We start from the raw sequence: 15401 nt of genomic DNA, 5'->3' as shown, positions 1-15401 counted from the left end.
TTCACACGCAACTCGGAATTGCCTTGCCCCGTCGTGTTGCGGCAGAGTCTCAGTCCTGTCAGGCCCCGCATACGACACACCTGTACCCCCAGCGGTACGGCACCACTAAAAGCACAGCGTCAACTGCATAGCGATGTCGTATGCCGCCCGAGCACCACGCGGCACTCCCCACGGGGGAGTTGCCCACCGGGCCCGAGCCTCCCGTGACCCCGCAGTTGGGGAGGCCAGTGCCAGGGGCACGATTGCGTCCGCGAGGGTCACCGAAGCGGGCGATGCTGGAAGGAAAACCGTGTGAGCCGGATCTCGGTCCGGGGATTCGCAGTGGCTTCGGCCACCGCGGTCACCGCTGTCGGAAGCGTCGTCGGTGTTGCCTCTGGTAGCACCGCGCAGAACAACGACGCAGAAGCGACGGCAAGCGGCACCACGCTGCTCGCTGACATTCCCGCGGGCCAGCAGGCCCAGGTGCAGACGGCGTCGCTGACCCAGCAGGCCGACGCACAGGCCATCGCCGCCGACGCGAGCGCGAAGAAGGACGCCGAGGAGGCCGCCCGCAAGGCTGCCGCCGAGACGGCCGTCGCCAAGAAGAAGGAAGCCGCCGAGAAGGCCGCCGCGGCCGAGAAGGCCGCCAAGGAGCGCGCGGAGGCCAAGGCTGCCGCCAGCCGCTCCAAGGACGTCTCCGACTTCCCCGTCGCGACCTCCTACTCCATCGCGCAGCTCCAGGCGATGGCGCGGCAGATGGTGCCGGCGGGTCAGTTCCAGTGCTTCAGCAACATCGTGGACCACGAGTCCGACTGGAACTACAAGGCGGTCAACCCTTCCTCCGGGGCCTACGGCATGTTCCAGGCCCTGCCCGGTTCAAAGATGTCGTCCGCCGGTGCCGACTGGCAGACCAACCCGGCCACCCAGATCAAGTGGGGCCTGAACTACATGAACGAACGCTACGGCAGCCCGTGTGATGCCTGGTCGTTCTGGCAGGCCAACAACTGGTACTGAGCCCGCGGCCCTGAGCCGCAGCCATCCTCAGCGCAAGCCCCTCACCGTCGTCCGGTGAGGGGCTCGTGCCATGTACGGTCTTGACGGACGACTCTCCAGGGGGGAGTGGTGTGGAGAGACGGGGGAAAAGGACGGATCATGTCGCGAGTGCCAGGGTGGCTCGGCCGGCTCGGTGCCGGGCTGACCGAGATGAGTGAGCGGTGGAACGAACGCCGCGCCGAAGCCGAACGGGAGCGGGACGAATCCGAGCCCCGGACGTCGTCCGACGAACAGGTGCCGCCGCCCCCGGACTACGCGCCCGATGTTCCCGCCCGGCCCGATCCCGCGCTGGCCGTGCCGTGGGGGGTGCGGGTCGCGGCGGAGGCCGGCTGGCGGCTGCTCGTCCTCGCGGGCACGCTCTGGGTGCTGACGCGGATCATCAGCGCCGTCCAGCTGGTGGTGCTGGCGTTCGTGAGCGCACTGCTCATCACCGCGGTCCTCCAGCCGACCGTGGCGCGGCTGCGGCGGCTGGGCGTGCCGCGTGGGCCGGCCACGGCGCTGACGGCGATCCTCGGCTTCGTCGTCATGGGGCTCATCGGCTGGTTCGTGACCTGGCAGGTCATGGAGAACATCGACGACCTCTCGGGCCAGATCCAGGACGGCATCGACGAGTTGCGGAACTGGCTGCTCAACAGCCCGTTCCACGTCACCGACAAGCAGATCAACGAAATCGCCAAGAACCTGCGGGAGGCGGTCGGCGCGAACACCGACCAGATCACCTCAGCGGGGCTGGAGGGCGTGACGGTCGTCGTCGAGGCGCTGACGGGGATTCTGCTGGCGGTCTTCTCGACGCTGTTCCTGCTCTACGACGGCAAGCGGATCTGGGAGTGGACGCTGAAGCTGGTGCCGGCGGCGGCGCGGCCGGGAGTGGCCGGGGCCGGGCCGGTGGCGTGGCGGACGCTGACGGCGTATGTGCGGGGCACGGTGATCGTCGCGCTGATCGACGCGATCTTCATCGGGCTGGGCATCTACTTCCTCGATGTGCCGATGGCCGTGCCGCTGGCGGTGTTCATCTTCCTGTTCGCGTTCATCCCGCTGGTGGGCGCGGTGATGTCCGGGGCCCTGGCGGTCGTCGTCGCGCTGGTCACCCAAGGGGTGTTCACCGCTGTCATGACGCTGGTCGTGGTGCTGGCGGTGCAGCAGATCGAGGGCCACATCCTGCAACCGTTCATTCTCGGACGGGCGGTGCGGGTGCATCCGCTGGCGGTGGTGCTCTCCGTGGCGTGCGGGGGGATGGTGGCCGGGATCGGGGGTGCGGTGGTGGCCGTACCGCTGGTGGCCGTGACCAACACGGTGGTGGGGTATCTGCGGGCGTATTCGCGGCAGTCGGCGCTGCGGCACTCGGTACGGCCCCGCGGGGCGACAGCGATGGGGCCGGTGGAGCGGCAGCCCGGCCCTTCCGAGTCGCCGTCGCAGTAGCCCGGCCCGGGGAGAACTCGAAAAGCAGACAGGGCCCCGCCCACCGGTCAGGTGGGCGGGGCCCCGCGACGTGCGGCAGGCAACCGAGGGTTACTCGGACAGCACCGCCTCGGCGTCCAGCGTCACGCCGACCGCCTGGATCACGGACGCGATCTTGAACGCCTCCTGGACGACCTCGCGGTCGATCCCGGCCTTGCGGAGCACCTGCTCGTGGGAGTCGAGGCACATGCCGCAGCCGTTGATGGCGGAGACCGCGAAGGACCACAGCTCGAAGTCGACCTTGTCGACGCCGGGGTTGCCGATGACGTTCATCCGCAGGCCCGCGCGCAGGTTGCCGTACTCGTGGTCCGTAAGGAGGTGCCGCGTGCGGTAGAAGACGTTGTTCATCGCCATCACCGCGGCGGCGGACTTGGCGGCCGTGTACGCCTCGGGCGACAGGTTCGCCTTCGCCTCCGGCTCCAGCTCGCGCAGCACGATCGGGGAGCGCGAGGCGATCGCGGTCGCGAGGACCGTGCCCCACAGCTGCTGGGCCGGGAGGTCGGAGTTGCCGATGACCGAGCCCAGGTTGAGCTTCAGGTCCTTGGCGTAGTCCGGTATGCAGGACTTCAGGGAGTCGAGGGACATGCCTCACTCACCAGCCAGCAGCTTGACGGGGTCGAGGGTCTCGTCGCCCTTGGACCAGTTGCAGGGGCACAGCTCGTCCGTCTGGAGCGCGTCCAGGACCCGCAGGACCTCCTTCGGGTTACGGCCGACCGAACCCGCGGTCACCATCGAGAACTGGATCTCGTTGTTCTGGTCCACGATGAACACCGCGCGCTTGGCGAAGCCGTCCTCGTCCTCGATGCCGAGGTCGCGCATGAGCTCGTGCTTGGGGTCGGCCATCATCGGGAACGGCAGGTCGCGCAGGTCCTCGTGGTCCTTGCGCCAGGCGTGGTGGACGAACTCGGAGTCGCCGGAGAAGCCGAGGACCTGGGCGTCGCGGTCGGCGAACTCGTCGTTCAGCTTGCCGAAGGCGGCGATCTCGGTCGGGCACACGAAGGTGAAGTCCTTGGGCCACGCGAAGATGACCTTCCACTGACCCTCGTAGGTCTTGTGGTTGATCTGCTGGAACTCCTTGCCCTTCTCCAGCGAGACGCAGGCGGTCAGATCGAACTCGGGGAACTTGTCACCGACAGTGAGCACACGCTCTCCTTGCAGCGAAGAAACACCCGGATTGCGGGTGTTTCCCATGGGTTGGACGTTATTGATGTTGGCACAGGGTCGATTGATTACGGAAATAGCTACACTCGGTCGGGTTGATCGGAGGTAGTTATCAGTGACTGTGGGTAATAAGCGCAGGCAGCCCAGCCTCGCCCAGCTGCGGGCCTTCGCAGCCGTCGCCGAGCACCTGCATTTCCGGGACGCCGCCGGGGCGATCGGCATGAGCCAGCCCGCCCTCTCGGGTGCCGTCTCGGCGCTGGAGGAGACACTCGGAGTGACGCTCCTCGAGCGTACGACGCGCAAGGTGCTGCTCTCGCCCGAGGGCGAGCGGATCGCCGTACGGGCCAAGGCGGTGCTGGCCGAGGTGGGCGCCCTCATGGAGGAGGCCGAGGCGGTCCGGGCCCCGTTCACGGGGGTGCTGCGGCTGGGGGTCATCCCGACCGTGGCGCCGTATCTGCTGCCCACCGTCCTGCGGCTGGTCCACGAACGGTATCCGCACCTCGACCTCCAGGTGCACGAGGAGCAGACCGCCTCTCTCGTCGACGGCCTCGCCGACGGCCGGCTCGACCTGCTGCTGCTCGCCGTGCCGCTGGGCGTGCCGGGTGTGGCCGAACTGCCGCTGTTCGACGAGGACTTCGTGCTCGTCACGCCGCTCGACCACCCGCTCGGCGGACGCGAGGGCATCCCGCGCGAGGCGCTGCGGGAGCTGAACCTGCTGCTGCTGGACGAGGGGCATTGCCTGCGCGACCAGGCACTCGACATCTGCCGGGAGGCCGGCCGCGAGGACGCGCCGGTCACCACGACCGCCGCCGGGCTGTCCACCCTGGTGCAGCTCGTCGCGGGCGGGCTCGGCGTCACGCTGCTGCCGCGCACCGCCCTCAAGGTCGAGATCTCCCGCAGCAGCCAGCTCCTCACCGGGTACTTCACCGACCCGGCCCCCACCCGCAGGGTCGCTCTCGCGATGCGGGCGGGGGCCGCGCGCGGCGCGGAGTACGAGGAACTGGCGGCGGCGCTGCGGGAGGCCCTGCGGCCGTTGCCCGTACGGGTCCTGGACCGGGACGCCTGACGGTCCTGGCGCGGAAGAGCCTGAGGCTCCTACTCGGTCCGCAGCCCGTCCGGCCGCATCATCCTCAGCAGCGGCGGCAGGCTCAACAGCGTCACCACCAGGACGACACCCGCGCCGATGCCGGTCATCGACAGCACACTCGGCCAGTCGACCCGGACCGCCGTGTCGGTCATCCGCAGCAGGACCGCGCCCAGGGCCATGCCCACCGTCGCGGCGAGCAGCAGACCCAGTCCGATCGGGATCGCCGTCTGCCACAGCACCGACAGGCTGAGGGTGCGGCGCCGGGTGCCGAAGGCGACCAGGGACGACAGCAGCTTGCGGCGCTCGCGCAACTGCTCCAGCTGCGAGACCAGCAGACTCGCGCCGATCAGGGCCAGCACGCACGCGGCGCCGACGAACAGGCCGGTGCGGATGGTGGCGTAGCGGCTGTTGCTCTCGACGGAGTTCCACACCATGGGGTCGACCATGGGGTCGATGCGCGCCGCCGCGTTGCGCACGTACTCGTACGCGTCCGGCTCCGCGGGGGCGAGGCTCAGGTAGAGCTCTCCCTCGGCGAACGACGCGAGCTTCGGGAGCGGCCCGCCCGGCGTGAGCAGGATGCCGCCGCGCTCGGTCCCGGTCGGGTCCTCGCGGGGCTGCGCCTGCCGGATGTCCCGCGGCACGCTCCAGGAGAACTGCTCTCCGGGCCGGCCCTCGTTCGCGCTGTCGAACCACAGCTTCTTGCCCGGCTTGGCCAGCCTGGCCGTGTCGGTGTCGTACTTCGCCCCGTGCACGGCGAAGACGTCGCCCTCGCGGCAGGAAGGCAGCGTGGCCACCTCGCGGAGCGCGGCGCAGTCGCCGATGGTGACCTGGACGAGGGAGTCGGCGTCGGTGCGCTTGTCGGCGAGGTAGGTCTCGGCCAGGGCGGTGACCTTGCGGACGCCCCGGGTGTCGCGGAACTTCTCGGCGGTGGAGGCGAGTTCGACGCCGTCCGGCACGTGCACCTGCATCTGGGCCCGCGAGACGTCGTACCGCGACGCGGCGGTGTAGGTGCCCTCCACCCCGGCGAACAGCATCTGGAGCGCGATCGCCCCGGCCACCGCCACCGCGATGCCGTTGACCATGCGAGCCGCCGCGCCACTGCTCAACTGGAGTCGACGCACGGCAAGTTGCCAGGCGATCCCGCCGGAGCCGAGCCGGGCGACGACCCTCTCCACGATCCAGGGCAGCAGCGCGGTGACGCCGACGAGCAGGAGCATGACGCCGCCGACGACGAGGTACTGATTGAACTCTCCGCCGTCGTCGCCCTGCCCGATCATCGGAAAGAGCATCGCGAGCCCGCCCAGCGGCAGCAGCAGCCGCCACCACAGCCGGCGCCGCGCGGGCCTGGCCGTACGCACCACGCCGAGCGGCTCGATGACCACCCCGCGCAGGGCGAGGAGGGTCACCAGCACCGCGGCCGTCGGGACCGCCAGCGCGACCAGGGCGGCCAGCAGCGGAGAGGGGTCCAGATAGCTCGGGAACACACTGACGTGGTACACCTCGAAGGTGGCCGCCAGTTGGCGCCCGAGCAGGAAGAACCCGGTGCCGAGGACGAGCCCCAGCAGGGATCCGGCGAGGGCCTCGCCGGCAGCGATCCGCCGGGTCATCCGGCTGTCGGAGCCGACCAGCCGCAGTGCCGCCAGCCTGCGGTCGCGCCGCTCGCCGCCGAACCGCACGGCCGCTGCGATGAACACGGCGACCGGCATCAGCAGCACCACGAAGACGACCAGGACCAGCAGGAGCAGGACCGGGTCCCACGGGTCGGACGGCGCCAGGTCCGGATTGCCGAAGCTGTCGATCCGGGCTCCGCTGACGTGGTCGAGGCGGTCCGCGAGTCCCTTACCGCCCGCGAAGTAGGCGAGCTCCTGGGAGCCGACGAGACCCTGCTCGCCGATCGTGCCCGTGATCCGGTAGGGCAGCCGCTCCCGCAGCAGTTTCCCGCTGCCGGAGGCGAGCAGCTCCTTCAGCGCCGGGGAGACGACCATCTCGCCCTTGGCCGGGAACTCCGAGAGCCCCGGCGGCAGCGGAGCCCGCGGGCCCTCCGGCTCCAGCATGCGCCCCCGCACGTCCCGGTCGCGGAACGTGGTGTCCGTGTCCAGCACGATCAGGGTGTTGTCGGCCTTCGGTACCACCTGCTGGCTGAAGGTGTGGTCGCTGCGTGCCTCCTCACGCCGGTCCCGTTCCGCCAGCGCGTTCGGGATGGCGGTGGTGAGCAGCAGCAGCGCCACTCCGAGCCCGACGCCGACGGCCGTCAGCAGCGCCCGGATCCACCCCTCGCGTCCGCCCCCGAAGGCGAACCGGATCCCCATGCCGAGATCCCGCGCCCACTGCGAGGCGCTCATACGGCGCGCTCCATGTCCCGGGACTTGCCGTCGCGTACGACGATCTCGCGGTCGGAGTAGGCGGCCACCCGGGCCTCGTGCGTGACGAGCACCACGGCCGCGTTGGCGGACCGGGCGGCGTCCGTGAGCAGGTCCATCACGCGCTCACCGTTGAAGGAGTCGAGCGCGCCGGTCGGCTCGTCGGCGAACACCACACGCGGGTTCGTCACCAGCGCGCGGGCGACGGCGACCCGCTGGCCCTGGCCGCCGGACACCTCGCCGGGCCGCTTCTTGCGCAGCTCGTCGACCTCCAGCCGCTCCATCCACGCCAGCGCGGTCCGCTCGGCCTCCTTGCGGGACGACCCGTTCAGGCGCAGCGGCAGGGCCACGTTCTCCACACAGGTGAGTTCGGGCACGAGCTGGCCGAACTGGAACACGAAACCGAACTCGGAGCGCCTGAGCGCACTGCGCTCGGCGTCGCTCATCGACGTCACCTCACGCCCGTTGTACGTGATCGAGCCCGAGTCGGGCGGCACGATCCCGGCGAGGCAGTGCAGCAGCGTCGACTTGCCGGACCCGGACGGGCCCATCACGGCGACGACCTCGCCCGGGTGGATGGAGAACTCGGCACCGTCGAGCGCGGTGGTCGGCCCGTACGCCTTGCGCAGGTCCTGGGCGGTGAGCAGCGAACCAGCGGGAATCGTCACCGGGTCACCGCCTCACGGAGCTTGTCCAGGCGGGCAGCGGTCAGTTCCAGCCAGCGCAGGTCCGCCTCCAGGTGGAACAGGGCGTGGTCGCAGATCAGCTGGTCGGCCAGGTCGCCCTTGCGCTTGCGGTCGGTGAGGATCCGCATGCTGCGCAGGTGTTCCGAGCGCTGCGTGTCGAGGATGTCGGCGGCGTCGCGGTGGGTGAGCAGCGCGAGGACGACCTTGGTGTAGAGGGTCGACTGGAGGTACGGCTCCGGCTTCTCCGGCGTCGCCAGCCAGCGCGCGACGTCGGTGATGCCGGCCTCGGTGATCGCGTACCGCTTGCGCTCGGGCCCGCCGCCGGCCTCGATGCCGTCGACTTCGACGAGCCCGTTCTTCAGCAGCCGGGACATCGTCGAGTAGACCTGGCCGTAGTGCAGGGGCCGGTCGTGACCGAACTTCTCGTCGAAGGCCCGCTTCAGGTCGTAACCGTGGCGCGGGCCGGACTCCAGGAGTCCCAGGAGAGTGTGACCGATGGACATGACCAGGACTGTACACGGGGTGTATACGCGACGTGTATACGCCGAGTGTGCAGTCCCTGGCGTGCGGTACGGGTACGCAGGTCGGGGGCTGTTGTCACGGTTCCGCAACAGGCTATTGCCCGGAGCCGCCGGGGGGTCGGCCACGCCGGGGCAGTGGCCCGGTCTCCCGCGGCAGCCGCCCCGCTTCGGCCAGCGCCTTCCGCAACAGGAACTCGATCTGCGCGTTGGCCGACCGCAGTTCGTCCCCGGCCCACCGCGCCAGCGCCTCGTACACCGCCGGGTCCAGCCGCAGCAGCACCTGCTTGCGCTGCTGCTGCGGCCGGCGCCGGGAACCCGGACCCTCGGACGGCTCCGTCACTGGTACAGCGACCCGGTGTTGAGGACCGGCTGCGCGGCGCGGTCGCCGCACAGCACCACCATCAGATTGGAGACCATCGCCGCCTTCCGCTCGGAGTCCAGCTCCACGATGTCCCGCTCGGTGATCCGGGCGATCGCGGCCTCGACCATGCCCACCGCCCCGTCCACGATCTGCCGCCGGGCCGCGACGACCGCTCCGGCCTGCTGCCGCTGGAGCATCGCCGAGGCGATCTCGGGGGCGTAGGCGAGGTGCGTGAAGCGCGACTCGATGATCTGCACCCCGGCCGCCTCCACACGCGCGTGGAGTTCGACGGCGAGCTTCTCGGTGATCTCCTCGGCGTTGCCGCGCAGCGAGAGGCCGTCCTCCTCATGGGCGTCGTAGGGGTACTCGATGGCGATGTGTCGCACGGCCGCCTCGGTCTGCGTGGAGACGAACTCGACGTAGTCGTCCACCTCGAAGGTGGCCTGGGCGGTGTCCTCGACCCGCCACACCACGACCGCGGCGAGCTCGATCGGGTTGCCGTAGGCGTCGTTGACCTTCAGGACGGCGGTCTCGTGGTTGCGGACGCGCGTCGAGATCTTGGTGCGCGAGGTGAGGGGGTTCACCCAGCGCAGGCCGTCCTGCCGGATCGTGCCGCGGTAGCGGCCGAAGAGCTGGACGACCCGGGCCTCGCCGGGTGCCACCATGTTCAGCCCGCACATGGCCAGGAACGCCGCGAGCCCGACCAGGATGCCGCCGATGATCAGCGCGGCCTTGGCTCCGCCCCCGTCGACCGCCGTGGCGGCCGCGATCAGCCCGGCGCCGGCCAGCAGACCGAGCAGGCCGAGCAGCAGGGCGAGCCCGCCGCCGATGCTGTGCGCGGTGAACTCCCGTACGCGGGGCGCCGGCATCTCGGGCACGTCGGCGGTGACCTGCGGTTGGTGTATGGACATGGGTGATCCCCCGTTCCTCCCGGGAAGCCACTCCTGCATAGCTTCCATCTAGCTAAGTGATATCACTTTTCCCTGGCATGGCAACCCTACGCGTGTCTCGAACGTCGGTTCCGTTGGGATGGGTGCTGATTGTCACGCCCGCAAAGGGCCGGATCGGCAGCCCTATCTCTTATCTCCCGGTGTTAGCTTTCTGAGCTGACCTGAGCGGCGAACCTGTGTGACATGTGAGCACACACGAGCGAAGCGGAGCGGATCGGACCCATGGGACGAGCGGAAGAAAGACGCGCCAGACAGCGCGGTGGGCGCCGGGCGGCACCCAAGCGCCGCCGTTCGTCGGGCGCGCCCGGGAAGAGCGGCATACGCAGGCTCTTCACCTGGAAGAAGATCCTCGGCACCTTCTTCGGCCTGTGCCTGCTGGGCATGGGGGCTTTCATCGTGCTGTACATGATGATCGGAATCCCGAAGGGGAACGCCGACGCCGAGTTGCAGAGCAACGTCTACAAGTACCGTGACGGCTCGCTGCTGGCCCGCGCGGGTGACCGCAACCGCGAGATCGTGGACCTGGCCGAGGTGCCCAAGCCCGTCCAGAAGACCTTCGTCGCCGCCGAGAACAAGACCTTCTACAAGGACGCCGGCGTAGACCTGAAGGGCACGGCCCGCGGTCTGCTCAACACGGTCACCGGCAAGGGCGCGCAGGGCGGTTCCACGATCACGCAGCAGTACGTCAAGAACTACTACCTGACCCAGGAACAGACCGTCACGCGCAAGCTGAAGGAACTGGTCATCTCGCTGAAGCTGGACCGGGAGAAGTCCAAGGACTACATCCTCGCCGGCTACATCAACACCAGTTACTACGGCCGTGGCGCCTACGGCATCCAAGCCGCCGCGCAGGCCTACTACCACGTGGACGCCGAGGACCTCACGGTCGAGCAGGGTGCCTACCTCGCCGCGCTCCTCCAGGCACCGAACCAGTACGACTGGGCGATAGCTTCCGACACCGGTAAGAAGCTGGTGAGGGCGCGCTGGAACTACGTCTTGGACAACATGGTCGAAGAAGGCTGGCTGAACAAGTCCGAGCGTCAGGCCATGAAGTTCGCCGTGCCCAAGGAGCCGAAGGCCGACCCGAGCATGGGAGGGCAGACCGGCTACCTGGTGAAGGCCGCCAACGCCGCGCTGGAGAAGCAGCTCGTCGCCCAGGGAGCCGCCGAGGACTCGAAGCAGGCGGGGGCGCTGGTGGACCAGGGCGGCTGGACCCTCACGCTCAACATCGACAAGAAGAAGCAGGCCGCGCTCGAGAAGTCCGTCGAGCAGCAGCTGAACAGCAAGCTCGACCCCGCCAAGCGCAAGGTCGACGCGGACGTCCAGGCCGGTGCCGCGTCCGTGAACCCGAAGACCGGCGCGGTCGTCGCCATGTACGGCGGTCGGGACTACCTCAAGCACTACGTGAACAACGCGACCCGCACCGACTACCAGCCCGCCTCCACCTTCAAGCCTGTGATCCTGGCGGCCGCCCTGGAGGGTGCCGCCAAGACCCAGGACGGCACGCCGATCAGGGCGAACACGATCTACGACGGCACGAGCAAGCGTCCGGTCGTGGAAGACGGCACCAAGGTCGGGTTCGCGCCCGAGAACGAAGACGACGCCAACTACGGCAAGGTCACCGTCCAGACGGCGATGAACAAGTCCATCAACTCCGTCTTCGCGCAGATGGGCGTCGACGTCGGTATGCCCGAGGTGATGAAGGTCGCGGGCGAACTCGGCATGAACACCGAAGGCTTGGAGGCGGTGCCCGCTCAGACACTGGGCACCATGGGTGCGAGCCCGCTCGAGATGGCCGGCGTGTACGCGACCCTCGACAACCACGGCAGGAAGGTCACGCCGACGCTCCTCAAGTCCGTCGAGCACAACACCCGCGCGGTCACCATCCCGGACGCGATCGGAGACCAGGTCATCAGCCGCGAGGCCGCCGACTCGGTGACCTCGGTGCTGACGGGCGTGGTCGACGACGGCACCGCCCAGCGGTCCGTGCGCAACAACCCCCAGCGCGACGGCCAGCAGGTCGCGGGCAAGACGGGTACGTCCGACGACAACCTGTCGGCCTGGTTCACCGGCTACACACCCGGCCTGGTCACATCCGTCGGCCTGTTCGGAGAGGACGACAAGCCCCCGTACAAGCACGTCCCGATGTACAAGGCGGCCGGCGAGCCCCGGATCAACGGCGGCGATTTCCCCGCGCAGATATGGGCGGCGTACACGTTCGGCGTGATGGGCGACACCAGCAAGTTCGACCTGGACACCCAGCAGGGCGCGGCCGTCCAGCCGACGTGGACGCCGACACCGACGCGGGAGCCGACCAAGGAGCCCACGCAGGAGCCGACGACCGAGGAACCGTCGTCGTCACCGCCGCCGACGACGGAGGAGCCCAGCAGCTCGCCGCCGGCGAGCCCGTCGACGACACCGCCCACCTTCACCCCGCCGACGGCCCCGGAGACGACACCGCCGGACGACGGCGGCGACCCGTTCGACCCGATCAAGCCGGGCGACGGACGGGGCGAACAGTAGGAGGCACGGCAAGGGGCGCCCGGCGAACACCGGGCGCCCCTTCTCCGTGTGCTGTGCTCAGCTGCGGTTGAGCTCGAACCAGACGACCTTGCCCGTGCTGAGCCGGGTCGCGCCCCAGCGCCGGGCCAGGCGGTTCACCAGGTACAGCCCGCGTCCGCCCTCGTCCGTGGCGCGCGCCTGCCGCAGGCGCGGCAACTGCGGGACGTCGTCGCCCACTTCGCAGCGCAGGACGTCCGTCCGCAGCAGCCGGAGCGTGACCGGCCGGGAGGCGTACCGCACGGCGTTGGTCACGACCTCGCTGACCAGCAGCTCGACGGAGTCGCTGAGTTCCTCCAGGCCCCAGCGTTGCAGTGCGCGCCGGGCCAGCCGGCGGGCCCGGCCGGGGGCGGCGTCCTCCGGCTCCAGGAACCAGTACGCCACGTCGCTGGGCGCGATGCCGTCGAAGCGGGCGGCGAGCAGCGCGATGTCGTCGTCCCGGTCGCCCGGGCCGAGCATGTCGAGCACCTCGTCGCACAGCGCTTCCAGGGGCGGGGGATGGTCCGGCCCGGTGAGCTGCGCGGTCGCGGCGAGCTTCTCCCGCAGCTGCTCGATGCCGGTCCACACGTCCCGCAGCCGGGACTCGACCAGGCCGTCGGTGTACAGCAGCAGGGTCGCGCCGGCGGGCGCGTCCAGCTCCACGGCCTCGAAGTCGACGCCGCCGACCCCGATGGGGGCACCGGCCGGCACGCGCAGCACCTCGGCACGGCCGCCCAGGTGGAGCAGGACGGGCGGCGGGTGACCGGCGTTGGCGATGGTGATGCGGTGCGATACCGGGTCGTACACCGCGTAGAGGCAGGTCGCCATGCGGTCCACGCCGAGGCGCTGGGCCTGTTCGTCGAGGTGGTGCAGGACCTCCTGCGGCGGCAGGTCGAGACCGGCCAGGGTCTGGGCGGTGGTGCGCAGCTGGCCCATGATGGCGGCCGAGGTCATGGAGTGGCCCATGACGTCGCCGACGACCAGGGCGACCCGGCTGCCGGGCAGCGGGATGGCGTCGTACCAGTCGCCGCCGACCCGGGCGGTCTCCGCGGCCGGCAGGTAGCGCGAGGCGAGGCGCACGCCGGTGGGGCGGGGCAGCGTCTCGGGCAGCATCGTGCGCTGGAGCTCGTCCGCGATGTAGGCCTCGCGGCCGTACAGCACGGCCTTGTCGATGCCCAGGGCGCTGTGCGTGGCGAGCTGGGCGGCCACCAGCAGGTCGTCCGGCTCGAAGGCCATGCGCTCGGGACGGCGCAGGAACAGGGCGGCACCGATCACCCGGCGCCGGCCGCGCAGCGGCGCGAGGATCGCGCGCTGTCCGTCCGGTACGCCGAACTCGCCGCCTTCACCGAGCAGTTCGGGCAGCGCGGCACGGGCGGCGGGCGCGTCGGTGAACACCGGTCGCACGCCCCGCAGCACCTCGGCCAGCGCGCTGCCGGGCCGCACCTCGCACAGCTCGGCGCCGACCGTGTCCAGTTCGTTCGGCTCGGGCTGCGTGGCCGGCAGGAAGCCGTTCTCCGTGTCGCGCTCCGCCGGTATCCGGTCGGTGCGGCGCAGCCGCAGCACCAGCGGGCCGGTGGGCCGCTCGTCGCCGACGGGCAGCGGGTCGCGCAGATAGACCAGGATCGCGTCGGAGAACGTGGGCACGGTGGCCCGGCACAGCCCCATCACGATCTCGTCGAGATCGATGCCGCGGGCGATCCGCCGGGTGGCGGCACCCACGAAGCGCAGCCGGTCGCCGTCCCGCCGCATCGGCGTGGGCCGGCCGGGCGGCAGGCTCTGGCCGCTGCGGCGCTCCTGCCCGTCCGGGCCGGGCGTCGGCCGATCCTGTTCGTCGGCCGGCTGGACCGGAATGCCCTCGGGGGCGGGCCGCGGCCGAGGAGTGTCGCGCTCGGCGGTCTGCTCGGTGCCCGGCTGGGAATGCTCGGAGGCGGGGTCGCTCACGGTGTCCTTGCCCTTGCCGAACGGCGTGGAGGTGCCCGGCTCCGACGTGCCCGGCGTGGTGTGCGCCGTCGTGAGCGGAGCGCTGACGTCGCCGCCGCAGCGGCCCTGTACCGGTAAGGGGCCCGCGCCGGGCGCACGCGCCGGTGTCGAGGTGTGCACGAGCGCCCCGCGGGGGTCCGCGGGGTCGACGCCCGGCTGGGGGCGTTCGAAGGAGGTCGGCTGCTCCGTCACGCGTGTCGAATCCATCCGTCCGGGGCTGCACGCCAGAGGTGCAGGTGGTCCCGCCGAAACTCCGATACCCGGAATACGTGCCCCAGGAACGGAATTTCCGCGTGGTCAGAGGTTGTTGCTGTGCCACCGGCGGACCGTCTGCGGCCCTCAGGGGCCCTCCGGCCTGTGGCGCAGGCCTTGCCGGTGTTGCCCTCGTACCCCTCGCTCACATCCTGCCGCCCCTCGGTGACGATCGGTCAAGCCCAGCGCGTGCTCCGTCAGTTGCCGCCGCGCACCCTTGCGGAGGACGATCCTACGTTTCTTGCCCGGGGGCGCAGCAAGGGTCTCATGAGGACACATGCGCGGGCGTACGATCCCAGTCCTCCGGCAGTGACGGTACCGTCCAGGACGGATCCGGGCGCCAGTGCTGCCAGCCTTCCGAGAACGGCGGCCCCCAGGCGCGGATCACCTCCACGGCCGCGCGACCGGCCGCCCGTACCTTTTCGGCCTGCTGGTCGTCCATCAGCCCGTCCCGCATGGCCTGGGCGAACTCGTCCTCGTCGCGCCAGTGCCACGTGCGGTCCGGGTGCACGGAGATGTCCAGGAAGTGGTCGACGGAGTCCACACCGCCCTCCCAACGGGCCAGCGGCTCCTCCAGGTTCACGTACCAGTTCTTGAACCGCCAGCCCGGCTCCCAGAACAGCCACACCGACCAGGGATCGCCGGGCCGCGCCAGCTTCAGCACGCCCGTGCCGAACCAGCGGTCGCGCTGCACGGTCCGCGGCTTGGTGTAGCGGGACTCCAGCGGTTCCAGGTGCACGGGGGTGCCGTCGGCGAGCACGGGCCGCATGCACTCCGTGCCGGGCGCCAGCCACACGGCGAGCAGCTCCGCGTCGTCCCGTACGACCGTGACGGGACGCGCGATGTGGAAACGCGCGCCGCCGTTCTCCCGGTACCGCCACAGGATCTCGCTCCCGGGCTCCCAGAAGCCTGCCGCACCACCCGTTTCCACGCGTCTCACCGCTCCACCGTCTGCCATGCACAGATATTAGGTGCCATAGGCATACGACGCTGCGGCGCGTGTCACGGTTCACGC

Annotated in this window: 13 protein-coding genes; 4 read left to right on the top strand and 9 right to left on the bottom strand. The window is 70.3% G+C overall.

Going from position 1 to position 15401, the window contains the following annotated elements:
• Positions 1-291 precede the first annotated feature (291 nt).
• On the top strand, positions 292-993 hold the full coding sequence (locus QC385_RS28150; RefSeq protein ID WP_279544183.1) for a transglycosylase SLT domain-containing protein: 702 nt from the start codon (positions 292-294) through the stop codon (positions 991-993).
• 138 nt (positions 994-1131) lie between these two features.
• The gene (locus tag QC385_RS28145; protein ID WP_279544182.1) at positions 1132-2451 is read left to right on the top strand and encodes an AI-2E family transporter; all 1320 of its coding nucleotides are present in this window, start codon (positions 1132-1134) and stop codon (positions 2449-2451) included.
• A gap of 90 nt (positions 2452-2541) precedes the next feature.
• Here the strand turns inward: QC385_RS28145 and QC385_RS28140 are convergent, their stop codons facing one another.
• Both QC385_RS28140 and QC385_RS28135 read right to left on the bottom strand, forming a co-directional pair.
• Positions 2542-3075, bottom strand: coding sequence for an alkyl hydroperoxide reductase (locus QC385_RS28140; protein ID WP_279544181.1), 534 nt, complete (start codon positions 3073-3075; stop codon positions 2542-2544).
• A 3-nt stretch (positions 3076-3078) separates the two neighbouring features.
• Complete coding sequence (locus QC385_RS28135) at positions 3079-3633, bottom strand: peroxiredoxin (RefSeq protein WP_086852467.1); 555 nt, start codon at positions 3631-3633, stop codon at positions 3079-3081.
• A gap of 133 nt (positions 3634-3766) precedes the next feature.
• On the opposite strand from QC385_RS28135, the gene QC385_RS28130 reads away from it, so the two are divergent.
• Positions 3767-4717 carry a LysR substrate-binding domain-containing protein gene (locus tag QC385_RS28130; protein ID WP_279544180.1) on the top strand — a complete coding sequence of 317 codons (951 nt, stop codon included), beginning with the start codon at positions 3767-3769 and terminating at the stop codon, positions 4715-4717.
• A gap of 29 nt (positions 4718-4746) precedes the next feature.
• Here QC385_RS28130 and QC385_RS28125 read toward each other — a convergent pair whose 3' ends face one another.
• From QC385_RS28125 to QC385_RS28105, 5 genes are all read right to left on the bottom strand, one after another.
• Complete coding sequence (locus QC385_RS28125; protein ID WP_279544179.1) at positions 4747-7080, bottom strand: ABC transporter permease; 2334 nt, start codon at positions 7078-7080, stop codon at positions 4747-4749.
• The gene (locus QC385_RS28120) at positions 7077-7766 is read right to left on the bottom strand and encodes an ABC transporter ATP-binding protein (RefSeq protein WP_279544178.1); all 690 of its coding nucleotides are present in this window, start codon (positions 7764-7766) and stop codon (positions 7077-7079) included. Before QC385_RS28120 ends, QC385_RS28125 begins: the two co-directional genes overlap by 4 nt.
• Entirely contained in the window at positions 7763-8287 is a 525-nt protein-coding gene (locus tag QC385_RS28115; protein WP_030842669.1) for a PadR family transcriptional regulator, read from the bottom strand. The genes QC385_RS28120 and QC385_RS28115 overlap by 4 nt, the downstream gene beginning before the upstream one ends.
• Positions 8288-8399: 112 nt before the next feature.
• Positions 8400-8645: a hypothetical protein gene (locus tag QC385_RS28110; RefSeq protein ID WP_086852475.1), complete on the bottom strand. Its 246-nt coding sequence runs from the start codon at positions 8643-8645 to the stop codon at positions 8400-8402.
• On the bottom strand, positions 8642-9577 hold the full coding sequence (locus QC385_RS28105; protein WP_279544177.1) for an SPFH domain-containing protein: 936 nt from the start codon (positions 9575-9577) through the stop codon (positions 8642-8644). Before QC385_RS28105 ends, QC385_RS28110 begins: the two co-directional genes overlap by 4 nt.
• Positions 9578-9838: 261 nt before the next feature.
• On the opposite strand from QC385_RS28105, the gene QC385_RS28100 reads away from it, so the two are divergent.
• Entirely contained in the window at positions 9839-12139 is a 2301-nt protein-coding gene (locus QC385_RS28100; RefSeq protein ID WP_279544176.1) for a transglycosylase domain-containing protein, read from the top strand.
• Positions 12140-12196: 57 nt separating this feature from the next.
• On the opposite strand, the gene QC385_RS28095 is transcribed toward QC385_RS28100, so the two are convergent.
• Positions 12197-14341, bottom strand: a complete 2145-nt coding sequence (locus QC385_RS28095) for a SpoIIE family protein phosphatase (protein ID WP_279544175.1) — start codon at positions 14339-14341, stop codon at positions 12197-12199.
• A gap of 310 nt (positions 14342-14651) precedes the next feature.
• Positions 14652-15344: a cytidylyl-2-hydroxypropylphosphonate hydrolase gene (gene fomD, locus QC385_RS28090; protein WP_279544174.1), complete on the bottom strand. Its 693-nt coding sequence runs from the start codon at positions 15342-15344 to the stop codon at positions 14652-14654.
• Positions 15345-15401: the final 57 nt, after the last annotated feature.

It is taken from the genome of Streptomyces sp. DH10 (assembly GCF_029813805.1).
Classification (GTDB): Bacteria; Actinomycetota; Actinomycetes; order Streptomycetales; family Streptomycetaceae; genus Streptomyces; species Streptomyces coeruleofuscus.
This window is presented reverse-complemented; position numbering and strand designations above follow the sequence as displayed.

Coding starts and splice junctions, on each gene's coding strand:
- QC385_RS28125 (WP_279544179.1), bottom strand. CDS start 7,080: ATGAGCGCCTCGCAGTGGGCGCGGGATCTCGGCATGGGGATCCGGTTC.
- QC385_RS28145 (WP_279544182.1), top strand. CDS start 1,132: ATGTCGCGAGTGCCAGGGTGGCTCGGCCGGCTCGGTGCCGGGCTGACC.
- QC385_RS28105 (WP_279544177.1), bottom strand. CDS start 9,577: ATGTCCATACACCAACCGCAGGTCACCGCCGACGTGCCCGAGATGCCG.
- fomD (WP_279544174.1), bottom strand. CDS start 15,344: ATGGCAGACGGTGGAGCGGTGAGACGCGTGGAAACGGGTGGTGCGGCA.
- QC385_RS28140 (WP_279544181.1), bottom strand. CDS start 3,075: ATGTCCCTCGACTCCCTGAAGTCCTGCATACCGGACTACGCCAAGGAC.
- QC385_RS28100 (WP_279544176.1), top strand. CDS start 9,839: ATGGGACGAGCGGAAGAAAGACGCGCCAGACAGCGCGGTGGGCGCCGG.
- QC385_RS28115 (WP_030842669.1), bottom strand. CDS start 8,287: ATGTCCATCGGTCACACTCTCCTGGGACTCCTGGAGTCCGGCCCGCGC.
- QC385_RS28095 (WP_279544175.1), bottom strand. CDS start 14,341: ATGGATTCGACACGCGTGACGGAGCAGCCGACCTCCTTCGAACGCCCC.